15 protein-coding genes are annotated in these 16,045 nt (G+C 72.1%); 7 read left to right on the forward strand and 8 right to left on the reverse strand.

The genetic code is table 11. The features are described from left to right. Together QR78_RS02480 and QR78_RS02485 are read left to right on the forward strand one after the other, a co-directional pair. A partial coding sequence (locus QR78_RS02480) for an ATP-binding cassette domain-containing protein (RefSeq protein ID WP_048425909.1) occupies positions 1-1,388 on the forward strand: 1,388 nt, incomplete at its 5' end. 110 nt (positions 1,389-1,498) lie between these two features. After that, on the forward strand, positions 1,499-1,747 hold the full coding sequence (locus QR78_RS02485) for a DUF6894 family protein (protein WP_048425910.1): 249 nt from the start codon (positions 1,499-1,501) through the stop codon (positions 1,745-1,747). A gap of 144 nt (positions 1,748-1,891) precedes the next feature. Here the strand turns inward: QR78_RS02485 and flbD are convergent, their stop codons facing one another. From flbD to QR78_RS02525, 8 genes are all read right to left on the reverse strand, one after another. Beyond that, positions 1,892-3,265: a sigma-54-dependent transcriptional regulator FlbD gene (flbD, locus tag QR78_RS02490; RefSeq protein WP_048425911.1), complete on the reverse strand. Its 1,374-nt coding sequence runs from the start codon at positions 3,263-3,265 to the stop codon at positions 1,892-1,894. 53 nt (positions 3,266-3,318) lie between these two features. Then, a complete protein-coding gene (fliN, locus tag QR78_RS02495; RefSeq protein WP_048425912.1) occupies positions 3,319-3,669 on the reverse strand; it encodes a flagellar motor switch protein FliN in 351 nt (116 codons plus the stop codon). A 73-nt stretch (positions 3,670-3,742) separates the two neighbouring features. Then, a complete protein-coding gene (locus tag QR78_RS02500) occupies positions 3,743-4,375 on the reverse strand; it encodes a FliH/SctL family protein (protein WP_048425913.1) in 633 nt (210 codons plus the stop codon). Continuing rightward, positions 4,375-5,424 carry a flagellar motor switch protein FliG gene (gene fliG, locus QR78_RS02505; protein WP_048425914.1) on the reverse strand — a complete coding sequence of 350 codons (1,050 nt, stop codon included), beginning with the start codon at positions 5,422-5,424 and terminating at the stop codon, positions 4,375-4,377. Before fliG ends, QR78_RS02500 begins: the two co-directional genes overlap by 1 nt. Positions 5,425-5,525: 101 nt before the next feature. Beyond that, complete coding sequence (gene fliF / locus QR78_RS02510) at positions 5,526-7,175, reverse strand: flagellar basal-body MS-ring/collar protein FliF (protein WP_048425915.1); 1,650 nt, start codon at positions 7,173-7,175, stop codon at positions 5,526-5,528. A 217-nt stretch (positions 7,176-7,392) separates the two neighbouring features. Beyond that, positions 7,393-7,668, reverse strand: a complete 276-nt coding sequence (gene sciP, locus QR78_RS02515) for a CtrA inhibitor SciP (protein ID WP_048425916.1) — start codon at positions 7,666-7,668, stop codon at positions 7,393-7,395. 112 nt (positions 7,669-7,780) lie between these two features. Continuing rightward, positions 7,781-8,458: a flagellar hook assembly protein FlgD gene (locus tag QR78_RS02520; RefSeq protein ID WP_048425917.1), complete on the reverse strand. Its 678-nt coding sequence runs from the start codon at positions 8,456-8,458 to the stop codon at positions 7,781-7,783. A gap of 41 nt (positions 8,459-8,499) precedes the next feature. Continuing rightward, the gene (locus QR78_RS02525; protein ID WP_082171569.1) at positions 8,500-9,873 is read right to left on the reverse strand and encodes a flagellar hook-length control protein FliK; all 1,374 of its coding nucleotides are present in this window, start codon (positions 9,871-9,873) and stop codon (positions 8,500-8,502) included. A gap of 296 nt (positions 9,874-10,169) precedes the next feature. On the opposite strand from QR78_RS02525, the gene mnmA reads away from it, so the two are divergent. The 5 genes from mnmA to QR78_RS02550 all read left to right on the forward strand — a co-directional run bounded on the left by mnmA (position 10,170) and on the right by QR78_RS02550 (position 16,016). Further along, complete coding sequence (gene mnmA / locus QR78_RS02530) at positions 10,170-11,318, forward strand: tRNA 2-thiouridine(34) synthase MnmA (RefSeq protein WP_048425949.1); 1,149 nt, start codon at positions 10,170-10,172, stop codon at positions 11,316-11,318. Positions 11,319-11,611: 293 nt separating this feature from the next. Continuing rightward, positions 11,612-12,265 carry a class I SAM-dependent methyltransferase gene (locus QR78_RS02535; protein WP_048425918.1) on the forward strand — a complete coding sequence of 218 codons (654 nt, stop codon included), beginning with the start codon at positions 11,612-11,614 and terminating at the stop codon, positions 12,263-12,265. Beyond that, positions 12,262-13,095 carry a TVP38/TMEM64 family protein gene (locus QR78_RS02540; RefSeq protein WP_082171570.1) on the forward strand — a complete coding sequence of 278 codons (834 nt, stop codon included), beginning with the start codon at positions 12,262-12,264 and terminating at the stop codon, positions 13,093-13,095. The genes QR78_RS02535 and QR78_RS02540 overlap by 4 nt, the downstream gene beginning before the upstream one ends. Before the next feature lie 184 nt (positions 13,096-13,279). Further along, positions 13,280-14,716, forward strand: a complete 1,437-nt coding sequence (locus QR78_RS02545; RefSeq protein WP_048425951.1) for a sensor histidine kinase — start codon at positions 13,280-13,282, stop codon at positions 14,714-14,716. A gap of 403 nt (positions 14,717-15,119) precedes the next feature. Next, on the forward strand, positions 15,120-16,016 hold the full coding sequence (locus QR78_RS02550) for a LysR substrate-binding domain-containing protein (protein WP_048425919.1): 897 nt from the start codon (positions 15,120-15,122) through the stop codon (positions 16,014-16,016). The last annotated feature ends 29 nt before the right edge of the window (positions 16,017-16,045 follow it).

The raw sequence follows: 16,045 nt of genomic DNA on the forward strand, positions 1-16,045 counted from the left end.
TCACCGTGCGGGCCGGCGAGATCGTCGGGCTGATCGGGCCGAACGGCTCGGGCAAGTCGACGGTGATGAAGCTGATCATGGGGCTGGAGCGCCCGAATGGCGGCAGCATCCGGCTCGACGGCACCGAGATCGCCGGCTGGCCCTCGCACAAGGTGGCGCGGGCCGGCATCGGCCTCGTGTTCCAGCATTCGCGGCCGCTGCACCGCCAGACGGTGCTGGAGAACATCAAGCTCGCGCTCCTGCCCGACAGCCTGGTGCGGCTCTTCGCCGATGCCGGGGTCGAGAAACGGGCACGCGCCATCGCCGAGCGGGTGGGCTTAGGCGCCGTGATGGACCGGCGCCCCGGCACCCTGCCCTTCGCCGACCTGCGCCGGATGGAACTCGCCAAGGCGATCGCCCGCGATCCCAAGGTGGTGCTGGTCGACGAACCGTTCGCCGGCCTCACCTCCGGCGAGGTCGCCGATTTCTCCGCCCTGATCCGCGGTTTTCGCGATGAGGGCAAGGCGGTGCTCCTCGTCGACCACAACGTGAAGAGCGTGTCGGCCCTCGTCGACCGGGTCTTCGCGATGTATCTCGGCGAGCGCGTCGCCGAGGGCAGTGCCGCCGAGGTGATGCGCAACGAGACCGTGCGCCGGGTCTATCTCGGCGGCAGCATCGAGACTGCGTCGCGGCCCGAGGCGCGCTTTGCCGGCCGGCCCTTGCTCACGGTCGAGGGGCTCGACGTGCTCTACGGCAAGGCGCAGGCCCTGCGGCAGGTGAGCCTTCACGTCCACGAGGGCGAGTTCGTCTCGGTGGTCGGCCTCAACGGCGCCGGCAAGACCACCCTGTTCAACGCCATTTCGGGGCTGGTCCCGCATTCCGGAAAGATCGGCTTTTCGGGCGAGCCGCTGGCGAAGCGCACGCCGGCGAGCATCGCCAAGGGCGGCATCGTCCAGGTGCCGGAGACCCGTGAGCTGTTCGGCGAGATGAGCGTACGCGAAAACCTCGATCTGGGCGGCCAGCACCTGCCCAAACCCGAGAGCGCGCGCCAGCTCGACTGGCTGTTCGAGCTGTTCCCGATCCTCAAGAGCCGCGGCGGCCAGATGGCGCGCACGCTCTCCGGCGGCGAGCAGCAGATGCTCACCATCGCCCGCGCCCTGATGATGAAGCCGCGCCTCCTGATCCTCGACGAGCCGACCCTCGGCCTCGCCCCGGTGATCCTCGAACAGCTCTCGAAGGCGCTGGAACGCCTGCGCCAGACCACGCCGATCACCGTGCTGCTCGGCGAGCAGAACGTCACCTTCGCCCTGCCCCACGCCGACCGGGTCTACGTGCTGGAGCATGCCCGCATCGTCTGGGAGGGCCCGCCCGACCGCTTCGCCGCGGAGGCGGGGACCGGCTACCTGTAGGGGGCGGGACCGGCCGCCGGGGTGAATGCGAAAACCCTTGACTCGGGTTAAGGCGGCCGGAGACGAACCATCGTATTCAAAGCAGAACAACCACCTCATGGGAGAGCGGGATGTCCTGCTACTACTTTCACTTTCAGGTGGGCGGCCGCCTCATCCGCGACACGCGCGGCGTGGAACTCGATGAGCCGGGCGAGATCGTCAACTGCTCGGCGCATATCGCGAATTTGCTGCGGCGGCGCGCCTGCCGCGAGCCGGAGTGGAAGGAGGCGATCATCCACGTCGAGGACAAGGAGCGCCGCTTCAGCCTGTTCCTGCCGATTGCGCGGTTCGCCGACGCGATCCCGCGCCTGCAGGCCTGAGGGAAGAACGCACCGCAACCGCGGCGGCGGACCTCCCCCCGCTGCCTCGATCTGTGCCGCCGCCGCGCGGCCCGGCCCGGCCGTCCCGACGATGGCGGGCGCCCCCCCGACGGTTCCCCGAGCACCGCCCGGGGCGAAACCGCCTCAGCCGTAGGCCGCCAGCATCCGGGTCTGGCCCGGCTCGGCCACCGCGATGCCGGCGCCGGTATACTCGTTGAGCTTGTTGCGCAGGGTGCGGATCGAGATCCCCAGGATCTTGGCGGCGTGGGTGCGGTTGCCGAGGCAGTGATCGAGGGTGTCGAGGATCAGGTCGCGCTCGACATCCGCCAGCGACCGGCCGACGAAGCCCCGCGTCACCGCCTCGGCGGTCTGGACAGCCCGCGCGGCGGCGCCCAGCGCGATCGCACCTGTCGAGAAGGCATCGCCCTCGGGCGAGCGGATCGCGTCGGCGTCGATCTCGGGGCCGCTCGCCAGCAGCACCGCCCGGTGCAGGGTGTTCTCCAGCTCGCGGACGTTGCCGGGCCACGGGCTCTGGGTCACGAGGCGGCGCGCCTCCGCGGAGAGCGGCCGGGCGGCGAGGCCGTTGGCCTCGGCGTATTTGCGCGCGAAATGCTCGGCGAGGGCCAGGATGTCCGCCGGGCGGTCGCGCAGCGGCGGCAGGCGCAGGTTCACCACGTTGAGGCGATAGAGCAGGTCCTCCCGGAACGTGCCCTTGCGCGCCTCCTCGGCGAGGTTGCGGTTCGAGGTGGCGAGCACCCGGATGTCGACCTTCACCGGCTGGGTGCCGCCGACCCGGTCGATCACCCGCTCCTGCAACGCCCGCAGGAGCTTGGCCTGGAGCCGGACATCCATCTCGGAGATCTCGTCGAGGAGCAGCGTGCCGCCGCTCGCCTCCTCGAACCGGCCGATGCGCCGGGCCACCGCGCCCGTGAAGGCGCCCTTCTCGTGGCCGAACAGCTCGGATTCGAGCAGCGCGTCGGGGATCGCCGCGCAGTTCACGCTGACGAAGGGCTTCTGCGCCCGGTTCGAGCGGGCGTGGACGTGGCGCGCCAGCACCTCCTTGCCGGTGCCGCTCTCGCCGGTGATCAGCACCGAGGCGTCGGAGCGCGCCACCTGCTCGGCGAGCTTGACCACCCGCTCCATCGACGGGTCGCCCCACACGAAGGAGCGGGCATCCGACGCCACCGCCTCCAGCACCGCCGCGATCAGCTCGGGATCGGGCGGCAGCGGAATGTATTCCTTGGCCCCCGCCTGGATCGCCGCCACGGCGGCCTTGGCGTCGGTGCCGGTGCCGCAGGCGACCACCGGGGTGCGGATGCGCTCGTCGGCGAGCGCCGTCACCAGCACCCGGATCGGCAGCGACACGTCGACCATGACGAGGTCGGCGCCCTTGGCGCGCAGCGCGTTGAGCCCCTGCTCGATCCCGTCGGCCTGGGTCACGGCGGCGCCGCGGCTCATGGCGATCCGGGAGGCGGTGATGAGTTCGCCGTTCAGGCGTCCGATGATCAGCAGCCGCATGGCGGGCACTCCGTGGCGTCTCGTGTCGGTCGGGATGCGGGCGGGACCGGGCCTCAGCCGTCCACCTTGACGATCTCGGTCATCGTCACGCCGAGGCGCTCCTCCACCAGCACCACCTCGCCGCGGGCGACGAGGCGGTTGTTGACGAAGATGTCGATCGCCTCGCCGACCTTGCGGTCGAGTTCCAGCACCGTGCCGGGACCGAGGCGCAGGAGGTCGCCGATCGGCATCCGCGACGACCCGAGCACCGCCGAGACCATCACCGGCACGTCGAAGACCTGCTCGAGGTCCGCCGCCGACTTCGCCGCCACCGGCGCGTCGCGCATCGTGCTGGCCGCCGCCGTGTCGAAGGCGAGGTCCGCCTCGTTGAGCTGGGGCAGTCCGAGATCGTTGTCGGAGGACATCGGGGTTACCTTTGGGGACGAAGCGAGAGCGGAAAGACGTCGGAGAGGCGAAGAAGGGCCGCAGCGTGCGGCGTCAGGCGGGTGCGAGGGCGGCGAACACCGCCGCCTCGATGGCCGCGCGGTCGCGCACCACGCCGCCGTCGGCCCATTCGATGCGGGCATCGCCCGGCGCCAGGCCGGGATCGCCGAGCACGATCAGGCGGCCGTCATAGCCGCGCTCGCGGGCGAGCCGCGCGACCTGCCGCTCGGTCTCCTCGACGAGGTCGTCGTGGACCCGGATCGCCAGGTGGGGCACGCCGCGCAGGTGCTGGAGCGCGCGGCCCGCGGCCTCGGCGATCGCCGCGACCGGCTGGCTGTCGAGGGCGGCCCCGGCGATCTTGCGCCCGAGCGCGACGGCGAAATCGAGGGCCTGGGCCTCGCACGCGGCATCGCGCTCGTCCGCGGCGGCGATCATGCCGGCGGCGGCGGCCGCGACCCGGTTGAGGGCATCGGCGAGGCGGGCCTGGACCTGCGCCTCGGCCTGGGCGCGGCCCTCCTGCAGGCCGCGGGCGAAGGCGGAGGCTTCCGCCGCGGCGCGGGCCGAGGCTTCCGCTTCGGCGGCTGCCTGGGCCGCCGCGGCGCCCGGCGCGCCGGGATCCTCCCGCTGCGGCTTGCCGCCGGGGGGGCTGAAATCGGTATCGAACAGGAAGCGCCGGATCTGAGCCATCAGTAGACCAGCTCCTCTTCGGCGCTGTTCTTGGCGATCATGATCTCGCCCTTCTCGGCCAGGTCCTTGGCGAGGTCGGTCATCTTCGACTGGGCCTCGTCGACGTCCTTGAGACGGATCGGCCCGAGCGAGCCCATCTCGTCCTGCATGTTCTTGGCCGCGCGGCTCGACATGTTGGCGAAGAAGAAGTTGCGCACCGGGTCGGAGGCGCCCTTGAGCGCGCGCGCCAGCACGTCGCGGTCGACGCTGCGCATCAGGGTCTGGACGCTGCCGGCATCGAGCTTCATCAGGTCGTCGAAGGTGAACATCAGCTGGCGGATCTTCTTCGCCGAGCCGCGATTCGCTTGGTCGAGGGCGGTGAGGAACCGGATCTCGGTCTGGCGGTCGAAGGCGTTGAACACGTCGGCGAGGAGTTCGTGCGCGTCGCGCCGGGTGGTCTGGGCGATGGTCGAGACGAACTCGACCCGCAGGATCTCCTCGATGTGGCGCAGGGCCTCCTTCTGCACCGTCTCCATCCGGAGCATCCGGTTGAGGACGTCGATGGCGAAATCCTCCGGCAGGATCGTCAGCACCCGGGCGGCGTAGTCGGAGCGCACCCGCGACAGGATCACCGCGACGGTCTGCGGGTACTCGTTGCGCAGGAACGAGGCCAGGATCTCGGGGTCGATCTGGGTCAGGCTGGCCCAGACCCGGCGGCCGGAGGCGCCCTTGACCTCCGCCATGATCACCGAGACCTGCTCGGGCGGAAAGATCTTCAGGAGGAGCGACTCGGTGCGCTCGAAGCTCGAGGTGATGCCGCCGCTCGCCGAGAGCCGCGACACGAAGTCGATGATCAGGTGCTCGACCACGTCGGCTTCGAGCGAGCCGAGCTGGACCATGGCGTGCGAGACCTTCTTGATCTCGTCCTCTTCCAGCATGCGCCAGATCGGCGCGCCGTCCTCGTCGCCGAGCAGCAGCAGCAGCGCGGCGGCGCGCTGGGTGCCGGGCATCTCGGCGTAGCCCGCGGCCCCGGCGGTCGGGAGGGTGATCGGCATCGGGGTCGCGGCCATGACGTCGGGTCGTCCTCGGTCGAATTGGGGAGGCGGAGGGGGCCGGCCGCGGCGCGGCGGGCCCCGCGGTGCGGGTCAGCGGTCGTCGATCCGGATCCGCGTCAGCGGTCGTTGATCCAGGTGCGGAGCACCTCGACGGTCTCGGTCGGGTTGGACTTCACCACGTCGACCACGCGCTCGACGGTCTGGGCCTGGATCTTGCCGTTGATCTTGGCGAACTCGACGAGGCGGCCGGCCTGGCTCTCGGGGATCGCGATCTCGGTCGGCATGGCGGGCTTGGCCGTCCCGCCCTCGACCGCCATGACCCGGCCGCTGGCATCGGTGAGCACCGTCACCTGGCCGAGCGCGAGGGCGGGCGTCTCCGAGGCGACGACCTTCGCCACCAGCGGGCGCACCACGGTCATCACCACCACGAGGCCGAGGAAGAAGAGCACCGTCATCTCGGCGATGCGCAGCACGTCCTCCTTGGTCGGCTGCAGGAACGACGCGAGGAGGCCGGGCTCCTGCAGGTCGGGCACCGCCGGGGTCTCGGCGAAGCGCAGGTTCACCACCTCGACCTGGTCGCCCCTCGCCTTGTCGTAGCCCACCGCGGTGCGCACCAGCGCGGTCAGGCGCTCGAGCTCGGGGGCGGGCCGCGGGGTGTAGACCGCCTTGCCATCGGGCCCCGCCGCGTAGGTGCCGTCGACCAGCACCGCCACCGACAGGCGCTTGACCCGGCCGCCCTCGTTCACCTCCGTGCGGGTGACGCGGGAGATCTCGTAGTTCGTCGTCTCCTCGTTCTTGTTCGAGGCATCGCGCGGGCCCTGGTTCTGCTGGCCCTGGTTGGCGCCCGGCAACTCGTTGCCGACCGTGACGCCGTTCTCGTTGCCCTGCGTCTGCTGGGTCTCGGTGCGGGTCTGGGTCGAGCGCACGACGCGGCTCTCGGGATCGAAGGTCTCGGAGCGGCTCTCGATCCGGTTGGCGTCGAGCTCGGCCGTGACCTGGACCCGGGCGCGGCCCGACCCGACGATGCCGGCGACGATCTCCTCGACCTGGTTGCGCAGGCGCCGCTCCAGGCCGGTCTGGCGCTCGTCGAGGCCGATGCCCGCCTGGTCCTCGGCGCCCCGGGCGCCGTCGGCGAGGAGCCGCCCGCGCTCGTCGACGATCGAGATGCGCTCGGGCTTCAGGCCCTCGACCGCCGAGGCGACGAGGTGGCGCACCGCCCGGACCTGGCCCGGATCGAGGTCGCCAGCGAGCCGCACCACGATCGCGGCGCTCGGCGCCTCGCGGTCGCGGGAAAACAGCCGCTTCTCGGGCAGGACGAGGTGGACGCGCGCCGCCTGGACTCGGCCGATCGCCCGGATCGAGCGGGCGAGCTCGCCCTCGAGCGCCCGCAGGTGGTTGACGTTCTGGACGAAGCTCGTCGACGAGAAGGCGTCGCCCTTGTCGAAGATCTCGTAGCCGACGCCGCCGGCGCTCGGCAGTCCCTTGGCGGCCAGATCCATGCGCAGCCGCGCGAGGTCGGCGCGGGGCGCCATCACCGTCTGGCCGGCATCGCCCCGCATCTCGTAGCGGATGCCCCGGGCTTCGAGGTCGCGCACCACGGCGCCGGCATCCTGCACCGAGAGCTCGCTGTAGAGCACGCCCATCTCGGGGCGGGAGACCCGCAGGATGACGAAGGCGAAGAATCCGACCAGCGCGAGGGTCACCGCCCCCATCGCGGCGAGGCGCGAGGGCCCCAGCTTCGTCACCAGATCGAGGACCGGCTTCACGACGTCACGCACCCGCCAACCGAAGCCGGAAGCGGCCCCAGGGCAAAAATTGCCGGGTCGTGGTTATGACTTGGTTAACGCGGCAGCAATTGACGTGCGCGAACCCGGGACGCCCGCGGCTTCGCAAGCGAAGCGGGGCGTCCCGGGCCTGTCGATCGGACGGGGCCGGAGGCGCGGGCTCCTGGCGCGAGGCCGGGCCGCGACGGGTCGGCGGGTCCTACTGCCGGTAGTGCTGGATCCGGGTCGTGCGCAGGCCGGCGAGGCCGTGCTGCTCGATCGAAAACTGCCAGCTCAGGAATTCCTCGGTCGTCAGCGTATAGCGCTGGCAGGCCTCTTCGAGGCTCAGGAGACCGCCGCGGACGGCGGCCACCACCTCGGCCTTGCGCCGGATCACCCATCGGCGGGTATCGGTGGGCGGTAGGTCCGCGATGGTTAGCGGGCTTCCGTCCGGGCCGATGACGTACTTCGCCCTCGGGCGATGCGGTTCGGTCATGATACGCTCTACACTCGACTGACCTGTCGAGACCGAAGCTAGGGACCCGCGCTTAAGATTGGTTGAATCATTTCCCTCGCATGTGATTCGTAATCCACAGCAATCCACCGAATCAGTTGCTTGCGGTCCCACCGATCGCCTCGACGCTGCTGAGGGCCACGGTGCGGTCGCCGATGGTCAGGACCGGTTCGGCGCCCGAGACGTCCACGCTGGAGATCGTCCCGGAGATCTTGGTGTCGACGGAGACGGCCGCGCCGGTGGCGTCGAGGGCTTGGACCTTCAGGGTGTACTTGCCGTCAGGGGCGAGCTGCCCGGTCGAGCTACGCCCGTCCCAGGCGAAGCTCTGGCTGCCGGCGGCGAGCGCCTTGGTCTGGGTCGCCACCACGTTGCCCTTGGGATCGGTGATGGTCAGGACCGCCTTGGCGGCGGCCCGCGCCGGGTCGAGGGTCCAGGTCGCCTTGCCCTCGGCGAGCGACGCGGTGGCGCCGTCCGCCGTCACGGTCTTGCCGATGAGGCCCGAGGCGGTCGCGGCCGCCGAGGCCTTGCTGGCGGTGATCAGGTTGCCGAGCTGGTCGTTGGTCTTGAGCTGCTGCTCGACCGAGGCGAACTGCACCAGCTGCTGGGTGAACTGGTTGGTGTCGAGGGGATCGAGCGGGTTCTGGTTCTGCAGCTGCGTCGTCAGCAGGGTCAGGAACTGGTTGAAGTTCCCGGCGATCGTGCTGGCGTCGCTCGATGTCTTGCCGGCGCTGGCGCCGGAGAGGCTGGTCAGGCTGCTGATGCCGGCGGTCATCGGGACCTCTGTCTGTCACGCGTCATCGGGATGATCTTCTTTTAGATTCGCAGGTCGAGGGGCCGGGCGAGGCTGCGCAGCGGCGCGAGCGCGGCCTGGCGCTCCTCGGCCGCCTCGACGCCGGGCCGATCGGTCCCCGGCGGGCGCTCCGTCTGCTCGCGCTGCGGATTCCGGCCGCCCTCGTCGCGCAGGGAGAAGCTCAGGGCGCCGTCGCCCGGGTTGAGCCCGGCCTGGGCCAGCGCCTGCTGCAGGCTGCCGGCGTCGCGCTGGAGCAGCGCGAGGGTCTCGGGCCGCTCCACCACCAGATGCGCCTTCACGCCGTGCTCGCGGTCGATGTCCAGGCGCACGTCGATGCGCCCGAGCTCGATCGGGTCGAGGCGGATCTCGAAGCGGTTCGTACCGGACAGGGCCCGCATCCCGACCGTCATCGGCACGGCGCTCAACGGGGCCTGGACCGAGACCGCGGGCCGTCCCTGGACCGTGTCCGCGCCGGCGGCGGCTCCCTTGGCCTCGGGGCCGGCACTGGCCTCGAGGCCGGCTTTGGCGCCGACGCTTTTGGCGTCGATGCCCCCGATCCCGGCGCCGGCCTGCGCCGCCGACGGGTCGGGCATCGCCTGGCCGGCGGGCGCCGCAGCAGCCCCCTCCCCCGTCTCGGACCGGCGTTCCGTCGCCGGATCGGCGGCGACCGGGACGGCCGGCTTTCCGGCCGCCGCGATCCCCGGTCCGTTCGCCGTCGCGCCGCCTTCCGAGGTCACCGCGGCCCCGGCGGTGGCCGGGCTCGCCGGCGCCGGGGCGGCGAGGAGCGCCAGGAGCGAGCCGGGCGGAGCATCGCCCGCCGCGTTCTCGACCTCCGTCTCGTCGTCGGGATCGATCTCGCCCGTCCCCTCCCCGGCCGCCGCGGCGGCGTGCACGGCCTCGGCCTGCGCGGCGGCACCGGCCTGGGCCGGCGGACCGGCGGCGGGCTTGCGCGCCTCTGCCTGGCCGGCATGGTCGTCGGCACGCCGTGCGGCGGGATCCGCCGAGTCGCGGGCGAGTGTCTTGTTGGCAAGTGTCTTGCGGTCGAGTGCCTTGCGGGCGCGGACCGCCTCGGTGCGGGCCTCGTCCGCCCGTGCCTCGTCGCGGGCTTCCTGACGGGCGTCCTGCGCACGCGACCGGGCCGTCTGGTCGGCGGTGCGGGCCCGCTCGGCCTTGGCTTCCGCGTCGGACGCTTCGGTCCGCGAACGGTCGAGGGACGACGTATCGGTGCGATCGGGCGCGGTGCGGGCGCGCGATGCGGCGTCCGCCCGGGCGAGCCGGGACGCGCGGGCGGCCTCGTCGGCAGTCGGACGAAACAGCTCGTGCGCGGCGGCCCGAACCGGCCGGGCCGGCTCGCGGCCCGTCATCCGTCCCCCCTCACCCGCTGCGCTGATCTGCATCGCCGACCTCGTCGCCGGCCCGTCGGGCCGACCTTCCGGGTCGAGGCGGAGCAAGCCGCCTGCCAGTCGGGCGCACAGGGTAAGCAACTGATATGATGAGGCTATTTTTACAGCCTCATGGGCCGGCGGCGTCCGTCCGGTCGAAATCTGCCGGGCCCCCGGCAAGAACTGCCCCCCTCACGTGACGGTGGGGCCTTCCCCTGCCGCCCTGGCAGAACCCCGGTTGGATCGCTATAGACTCCCTCGCGCATCGCGGATCACCGCCCGGAGCGCGACCCGAAATCCCGCGCATGGTCATGAACTCGCTCGATCTGCCCAAGGCCCCGGAAGAGACCCGCGTCGTCGTGGCGATGTCCGGGGGCGTCGATTCCTCCGTCGTCGCCGCGCTCCTGAAGCGCGAGGGCTACGACGTGGTCGGGATCACGCTGCAGCTCTACGACCACGGCGCGGCCACCCACCGCCGCGGCGCCTGCTGCGCCGGCCAGGACATCCACGACGCCCGCCGCGCCGCCGAGACGATCGGGATCCCGCATTACGTCCTCGACTACGAGGACCGGTTCCGCGAGGCGGTGATCGACCGGTTCGCCGACAGCTACCTCCAGGGCGAGACGCCGATTCCCTGCGTCGAGTGCAACCGCTCGATCAAGTTCCGCGACCTGCTGACCACCGCCCGGGACCTCGGCGCCGACGTGCTGGCGACCGGCCACTACGTCGCGAGCCGGGCGCTGCCGGGCGGCGGCCGGGCGCTCCACCGCGCCCTCGATCCGGCCCGGGACCAGAGCTATTTCCTGTACGCCACCACGAGCGAGCAGCTCGACCTCCTGCGCTTCCCCCTGGGCGAGCGGCCGAAGGACGAGACCCGGGCGCTGGCCAAGGAATTCGGCCTCTCGGTCGCCGACAAGCCCGACAGCCAGGACATCTGCTTCGTGCCACAGGGCCGCTACCAGGACGTGATCGCGCGCCTGCGGCCCGATGCAGTGCGCCCGGGCGAGATCGTCCACCTCGACGGGCGGCGGCTCGGCCGCCACGACGGCATCATCGGCTTCACGGTCGGCCAGCGCCGCGGCCTCAACGTGGCGGCGGGCGAGCCGCTCTACGTCGTGCGCCTGGAGCCCGGCGAGGCCCGGGTGGTGGTCGGCCCCCGGGAGGCGCTCGCCACCTCGGTGGTGCGCCTCGCCGATCCGAACTGGCTCGGCGACGCCCCCCTGACGACGGCCCGCCAGCTGCCCGTGGCGGTGCGGGTCCGCTCGACCCGCGAGCCGCGCCCCGCCACCCTGACCTGGAATCTCGACACGGCCTCGGCCGAGATCGCGCTCGCCACCCCGGAGGACGGAGTGTCCCCGGGCCAGGCCTGCGTCATCTATGCCGATGACGGACCGCGGGCCCGGGTGCTCGGCGGCGGCACCATCCGGCGGGTCGAGGCGGAGCGCCTGGCCGCGGCCTGAGCGGGTTTCGCCGACGTGGACACCGGTTCGGCGGCGAAAATCTGCGACGAAACAAGAGCCTAAGCGCGCGACGCGGTGGCCTGCCGACGCAAGTCCGCCGAGGGCGGCGCCCGGTCGCCCGGTCGCCCGGCGCTGCTCTAGGGTGTTGATCTTGCCGCATTTTCCGCGACGAACCGCTACCCGCTCCGTCGAAAAATGCTCTAGGACGATTTCCGAAGATTTCCTCGGGAAACCGTAGCACAACCGCGCGCGTCATTGCCCGCGAGACGATCGACCTCGGAGACGATACCGACATGCTGAGCGAGCCGCGAGAGGCGGGGCCCACCACCGCCTTGATGCGCAAGGCCTATGCGCGCTGGGCGCCGGTCTACGACGTGGTCTACGACAAGCTCACCGAGCCGGCGGCGCGGGACGCGGTCGAGGCGGCGCTCGTCGGCGGGCGGCGCATCCTGGAGGCCGGCGTCGGCACCGGCCTGTCCCTCGGCTACTACCCGAGGGAATCCGAGGTCTACGGCGTCGACCTGTCCGAGGACATGCTCCGCCGCGCCAACCGCAAGGTGGCGCGGCGCGGGCTCACCCACGTCAAGGGCCTCCAGGTGATGGATGTCTGCCGGCTGGGCTACGCCGACGCGAGCTTCGACGCGGTGGTGGCCCAGTTCCTCATCACCCTGGTGCCCGATCCCGAGGGCGCCCTCGACGAGTTCCTGCGGGTGGTGCGGCCCGGCGGCATGATCGTGCTCGCCAACCATTTCGGCCAGGACACGGGCACGATCGCCAAGGTCGAGGAGATCGTCGCGCCGCTCTGCGAGAAGATAGGCTGGAGTTCGGCCTTCAAGGCCGCCCGGATCGAGGCCTGGGCGAAGAGCCGCGGCGTGACGTTCCTCGGCGTGCGCCCGACCTTCCCGGGCGGGTTCTTCAAGATCCTGCGCATGCAGAAGGCCAGGTGAGCGCGCTGCCCCGGCCCGACCGCGATCCCCCCCCGCCCGACGCGCCGGAGGAGGCCGGTCCCGAGGCCGTGGCGGCCCCGGCCTGGCGCGGCTGGCTGCGGGTGCTGCCGCTCGTCGCGCTGGTGGCGCTCTCCCTCGGCCTCCTCGTCGGCGGGTTCACGCGCTGGTTCAGCCTCGACCAGCTGCTGGCCTCCCGGGCCTACGCCAAGGCCTGGGTCGCGGAGGGATTCTGGCGCGCCTATGCCTGCGCCTACCTGGCTTACGTCGGCACCGTGATCGTGTCGCTGCCGGTCTCGGTGGTGATGACGACCCTGTGCGGCTTCCTGTTCGGGCCGGTGGCCGGCGCCCTCGTGTCGATCTCGGCCGCGACGACGGGCGCGGTGGTGGTATTCTCGATCGGCCGCACCGCCGCCGGCGAGGTGCTGCTGCGCCGCGCCGGCTCGCGGCTCGGGCGCCTCGCCGAGGGGTTTCGCCGCGACGCGTTCTCGTACGTGATGGTGCTGCGGCTCCTGCCGGTCTTCCCGTTCTGGATGACCAACCTGGCGCCGGCGATCTTCGGGGTCAGGCTCCGCACCTTCGCGCTCGCCACGCTCATCGGCATCAGCCCCGGCGCGTTCATCTACGCCTCGGCCGGCGCCGGGGTGGAGAACGTCGTGGCCGCCCATCAGGCCGCGAAGGAAGCCTGCCTCGTCGCCGGGGGCATCGCCTGCGACGCCGCCCTGTCGCTCAGGGCCATCGTCACGCCCCAGCTGATCGCCACCCTGCTCGGCCTCGGCGCCCTCGCGCTCATGCCGGTCGCGTGGCGGCGCTGGAAGCGTCCCGCCGCGTGAGGGTGACCGACTTCGGCTCGTGCCCCATTGGTTGGGTGACGACTGGATTTTCAGCAATCCGGGGATAGCTTCGGATCGGCTCCCGCCGCGCGGGCGACCGGCGCCGGACGGGCGTGTTAGATTCGAGGCGTTGTGGGACTCGGGGGCCCGGCGGGACCGCCGGGCGATTGGGGGCGTCGGCACCGTGCAGGGACGGGATGATGCGGGCAGGCAGGGTGGCATCCGGCGCCTCGCCGGCCGCATCGGCCTGTCCGGCCGCCTGCTGCTCCTCACGGTGGTGTTCGTCCTCATCGCCGAAGTGCTGATCTACGTGCCGAGCGTCGCGAGCTACCGGCGCTCCTGGCTCTCCGACAGGGTCGCCGCTGCGCAGGTCGCCGCCCTCGTCCTCGACGCCGCGCCCCAGCAGCGGGTCTCCGACGACCTCGCCCGGCGCCTGCTGATGGGCGCGGGCACCCGGGCCATCGCGCTCAAGGCCGGCGGCGCGCGGCGCCTCCTCAACCTGACGCCGATGCCACCGGAAGTCGGCGAGACCGTCGACCTGCGCGAGGCCGGCTGGCTCGAGGGGATCGCCGGCGCCTGGCGCACCCTGACCCAGGCGAGCCCCCTGCCCCTGCGGGTGATCGGCCACGGCATGGACGGGGTCGACTTCGTCGAGCTCGTCCTCGATCCCGCGCCCTTGCGCCGGGCGATGATCGCCTTCTCGGGCCGCATCCTGGTCGCCTCGCTGGTGATCTCGGGGATCACCGCCGGCCTCGTCTTCCTGGTGCTCCAGCTCTCGATCGTGCGGCCGGTGCGGCGGCTCGCCCGCAACATCGCGTCCTTCGCGGAGGATCCGGAGGATCTGTCGCGGCGGATCGCGCCGTCCTGGCGCAGCGACGAGATCGGCGCCGCCGAGACGGCGCTCGCCCGGATGGAGACGATCCTGTCGGGCGAGCTGCGCCAGAAGCGGCGGCTCGCCGATCTCGGCCTGTCGGTGAGCAAGATCAACCACGAGTTGAGAAACCTGCTGACCACCGCCCAGCTCCTGGTGGACCGGCTCGAGCATGTCGACGATCCGGGGGTGCAGCGGGTGGCGCCGCGCCTCGTCGCGACCCTCGGCCGCGCCATCCGCTACTGCGAGGGCACGCTGGCCTATGGCCGCGCCGCCGAGCCCCCGGCGGAGCGGCGTCCGACGCCGCTGCGGCCGATCCTGCGCGATGCCCTCGACCTCGCCGGGCTGGCGCCGGGCACCGCCATCACCATCGCGGACCGCACGCCCGAGGACCTGACGGTCGATGCCGATCCGGGCCAGCTGTCCCGGGTGCTGGTCAACCTCGTGCGCAACGCCGTGCAGGCGATCGGGCTCGCGGGCGCGAGCGAGGGCCCGCCCGTGGTGGCGATCGAGGCCGTGCGCCGCGGGACGACCGTGACGATCCTCGTCTCCGACAACGGCCCCGGGCTGCCGGAGCGGGCCCGCGCCCACCTGTTCGAGGCGTTCCAAGGCTCGGGCCGCTCGGGCGGCACGGGGCTCGGCCTCGCCATCGCGGCCGAGCTGGTGCGGCTCAACGGCGGAGCCTTGAGCCTCGACGAGACCCGCAGCGGGGCGCGGTTCCGCATCGTCCTGCCCGACCGGGAGGCGTGAGACCAGCGCTCCACGATGTCGGCGCATCCATTCGGTCTCGGGCAAGCCCGAGATCGACGGGCCGATGAACCATCTCGAATCGTCGATTCCAAGCCGGCGGCTTGGCGACGATGTGAGGACTGTCCCCCCGGTCCTCGGCCTCTGGTGAGCCATCACGGAACGGCACTCTCGGCCTGCGCATCCGCCAGTGTCGTCGGCTGTGAACAGTACCAAAGGTCGTTGCCGACCCCCGTCGGTATCATGCGGCTTTCCAGACGATCCCTCCCGAAAAACCGTATCACCGGCCAGCGCCGCGCCTGAGCGAGGCCGGTTTCCGCATCGCCGCGCGATTGCGCAGCAATCGTTCGGAAACCGCACGAGCGGGGCGGTTGCCAGCCCGCCCGCGCCGACGCATCGTCACCCGATGTCGCTGCGCGTCCCCCTCTCCGCCGTCCGCTCCTTCGAGGCCGCGGCGCGCCGCCGCTCGTTCAAGGATGCGGCGGCGGAGCTGAACCTGACGGCGAGCGCCGTCAGCCATGCCATCCGCAAGATGGAGGCGTCCCTCGGCGTGACCCTGTTCGAGCGCCAGGGCCAGGGCGTGGTGCCGACCGCCGCCGGCGAGGCCCTGCTGGAGCATGTCGGCCGCGCCTTCGACGAACTGCATCGCGGCCTCGACCTCGTGGCGGCGCGCGGGCCCCAGCTCCTGCGCCTGCACTGCGCCCCGAGCCTCGCGGCGCAGTGGCTGACGCCCCGCCTCGCCCGCTTCCTGACCGCCAATCCGGGCTTCGAGGTGCGTCTCGCTGCCGGCATGGATTACGCCCGCTTCGTCAGCGACGAGTTTGACGCCGACATCGTCTACGGCCCGCCTCGGGGCGAGGGCCTGGTGACGGTGCCGCTCTGCGCCGAGACGGTGACGCCGCTCTGCGACCCCGCGCGGGCCGCCTGCATCCGCCGACCGGAGGATCTCCTCGATCAGGTGCTGATCCAGAGCGACAACAAGCAGGTGCGCTGGCCGCTCTGGTTCGCCCGCAACGGCCTGCCGGCGCCCCGCCCCCTCGGCGTGCGGTTCGACCGCAGCTTCCTCGCCATCGCGGCCGCCGCCGACGGGCTCGGCGTGGCGCTCGAATCGACGCTGCTCGCCGAGCGCGAGATCGCCAGCGGCCGCCTCGTCGCGCCTTTGCGCGGCCTGGCGCAGGACATCACCTACATCGGCCACCACCTCGTCTACCCGGCCACCACCCGGCGCCGCGCCCCCTTGCGGGTCTTTGCCCGCTGGCTCGGGCAGGAGATGGGGGTCGCCCTGCCGGACGATCTGGCGTGACGCGCGGGCGGCATCGCGCCCCCCGCCCT

Source organism: Methylobacterium indicum (genome assembly GCF_001043895.1).
Classification (GTDB): domain Bacteria; phylum Pseudomonadota; class Alphaproteobacteria; order Rhizobiales; family Beijerinckiaceae; genus Methylobacterium; species Methylobacterium indicum.

Bases quoted from the DNA above. Each gene is read 5' to 3' on its own strand.
- QR78_RS02485 (WP_048425910.1), top strand. From the start codon at position 1,499: ATGTCCTGCTACTACTTTCACTTTCAGGTGGGCGGCCGCCTCATCCGC.
- flbD (WP_048425911.1), bottom strand. From the start codon at position 3,265: ATGCGGCTGCTGATCATCGGACGCCTGAACGGCGAACTCATCACCGCC.
- fliN (WP_048425912.1), bottom strand. From the start codon at position 3,669: ATGTCCTCCGACAACGATCTCGGACTGCCCCAGCTCAACGAGGCGGAC.
- QR78_RS02500 (WP_048425913.1), bottom strand. From the start codon at position 4,375: ATGGCTCAGATCCGGCGCTTCCTGTTCGATACCGATTTCAGCCCCCCC.
- fliG (WP_048425914.1), bottom strand. From the start codon at position 5,424: ATGGCCGCGACCCCGATGCCGATCACCCTCCCGACCGCCGGGGCCGCG.
- sciP (WP_048425916.1), bottom strand. From the start codon at position 7,668: ATGACCGAACCGCATCGCCCGAGGGCGAAGTACGTCATCGGCCCGGAC.
- QR78_RS02520 (WP_048425917.1), bottom strand. From the start codon at position 8,458: ATGACCGCCGGCATCAGCAGCCTGACCAGCCTCTCCGGCGCCAGCGCC.
- QR78_RS02525 (WP_082171569.1), bottom strand. From the start codon at position 9,873: ATGCAGATCAGCGCAGCGGGTGAGGGGGGACGGATGACGGGCCGCGAG.
- mnmA (WP_048425949.1), top strand. From the start codon at position 10,170: ATGAACTCGCTCGATCTGCCCAAGGCCCCGGAAGAGACCCGCGTCGTC.
- QR78_RS02535 (WP_048425918.1), top strand. From the start codon at position 11,612: ATGCTGAGCGAGCCGCGAGAGGCGGGGCCCACCACCGCCTTGATGCGC.
- QR78_RS02550 (WP_048425919.1), top strand. From the start codon at position 15,120: ATGTCGCTGCGCGTCCCCCTCTCCGCCGTCCGCTCCTTCGAGGCCGCG.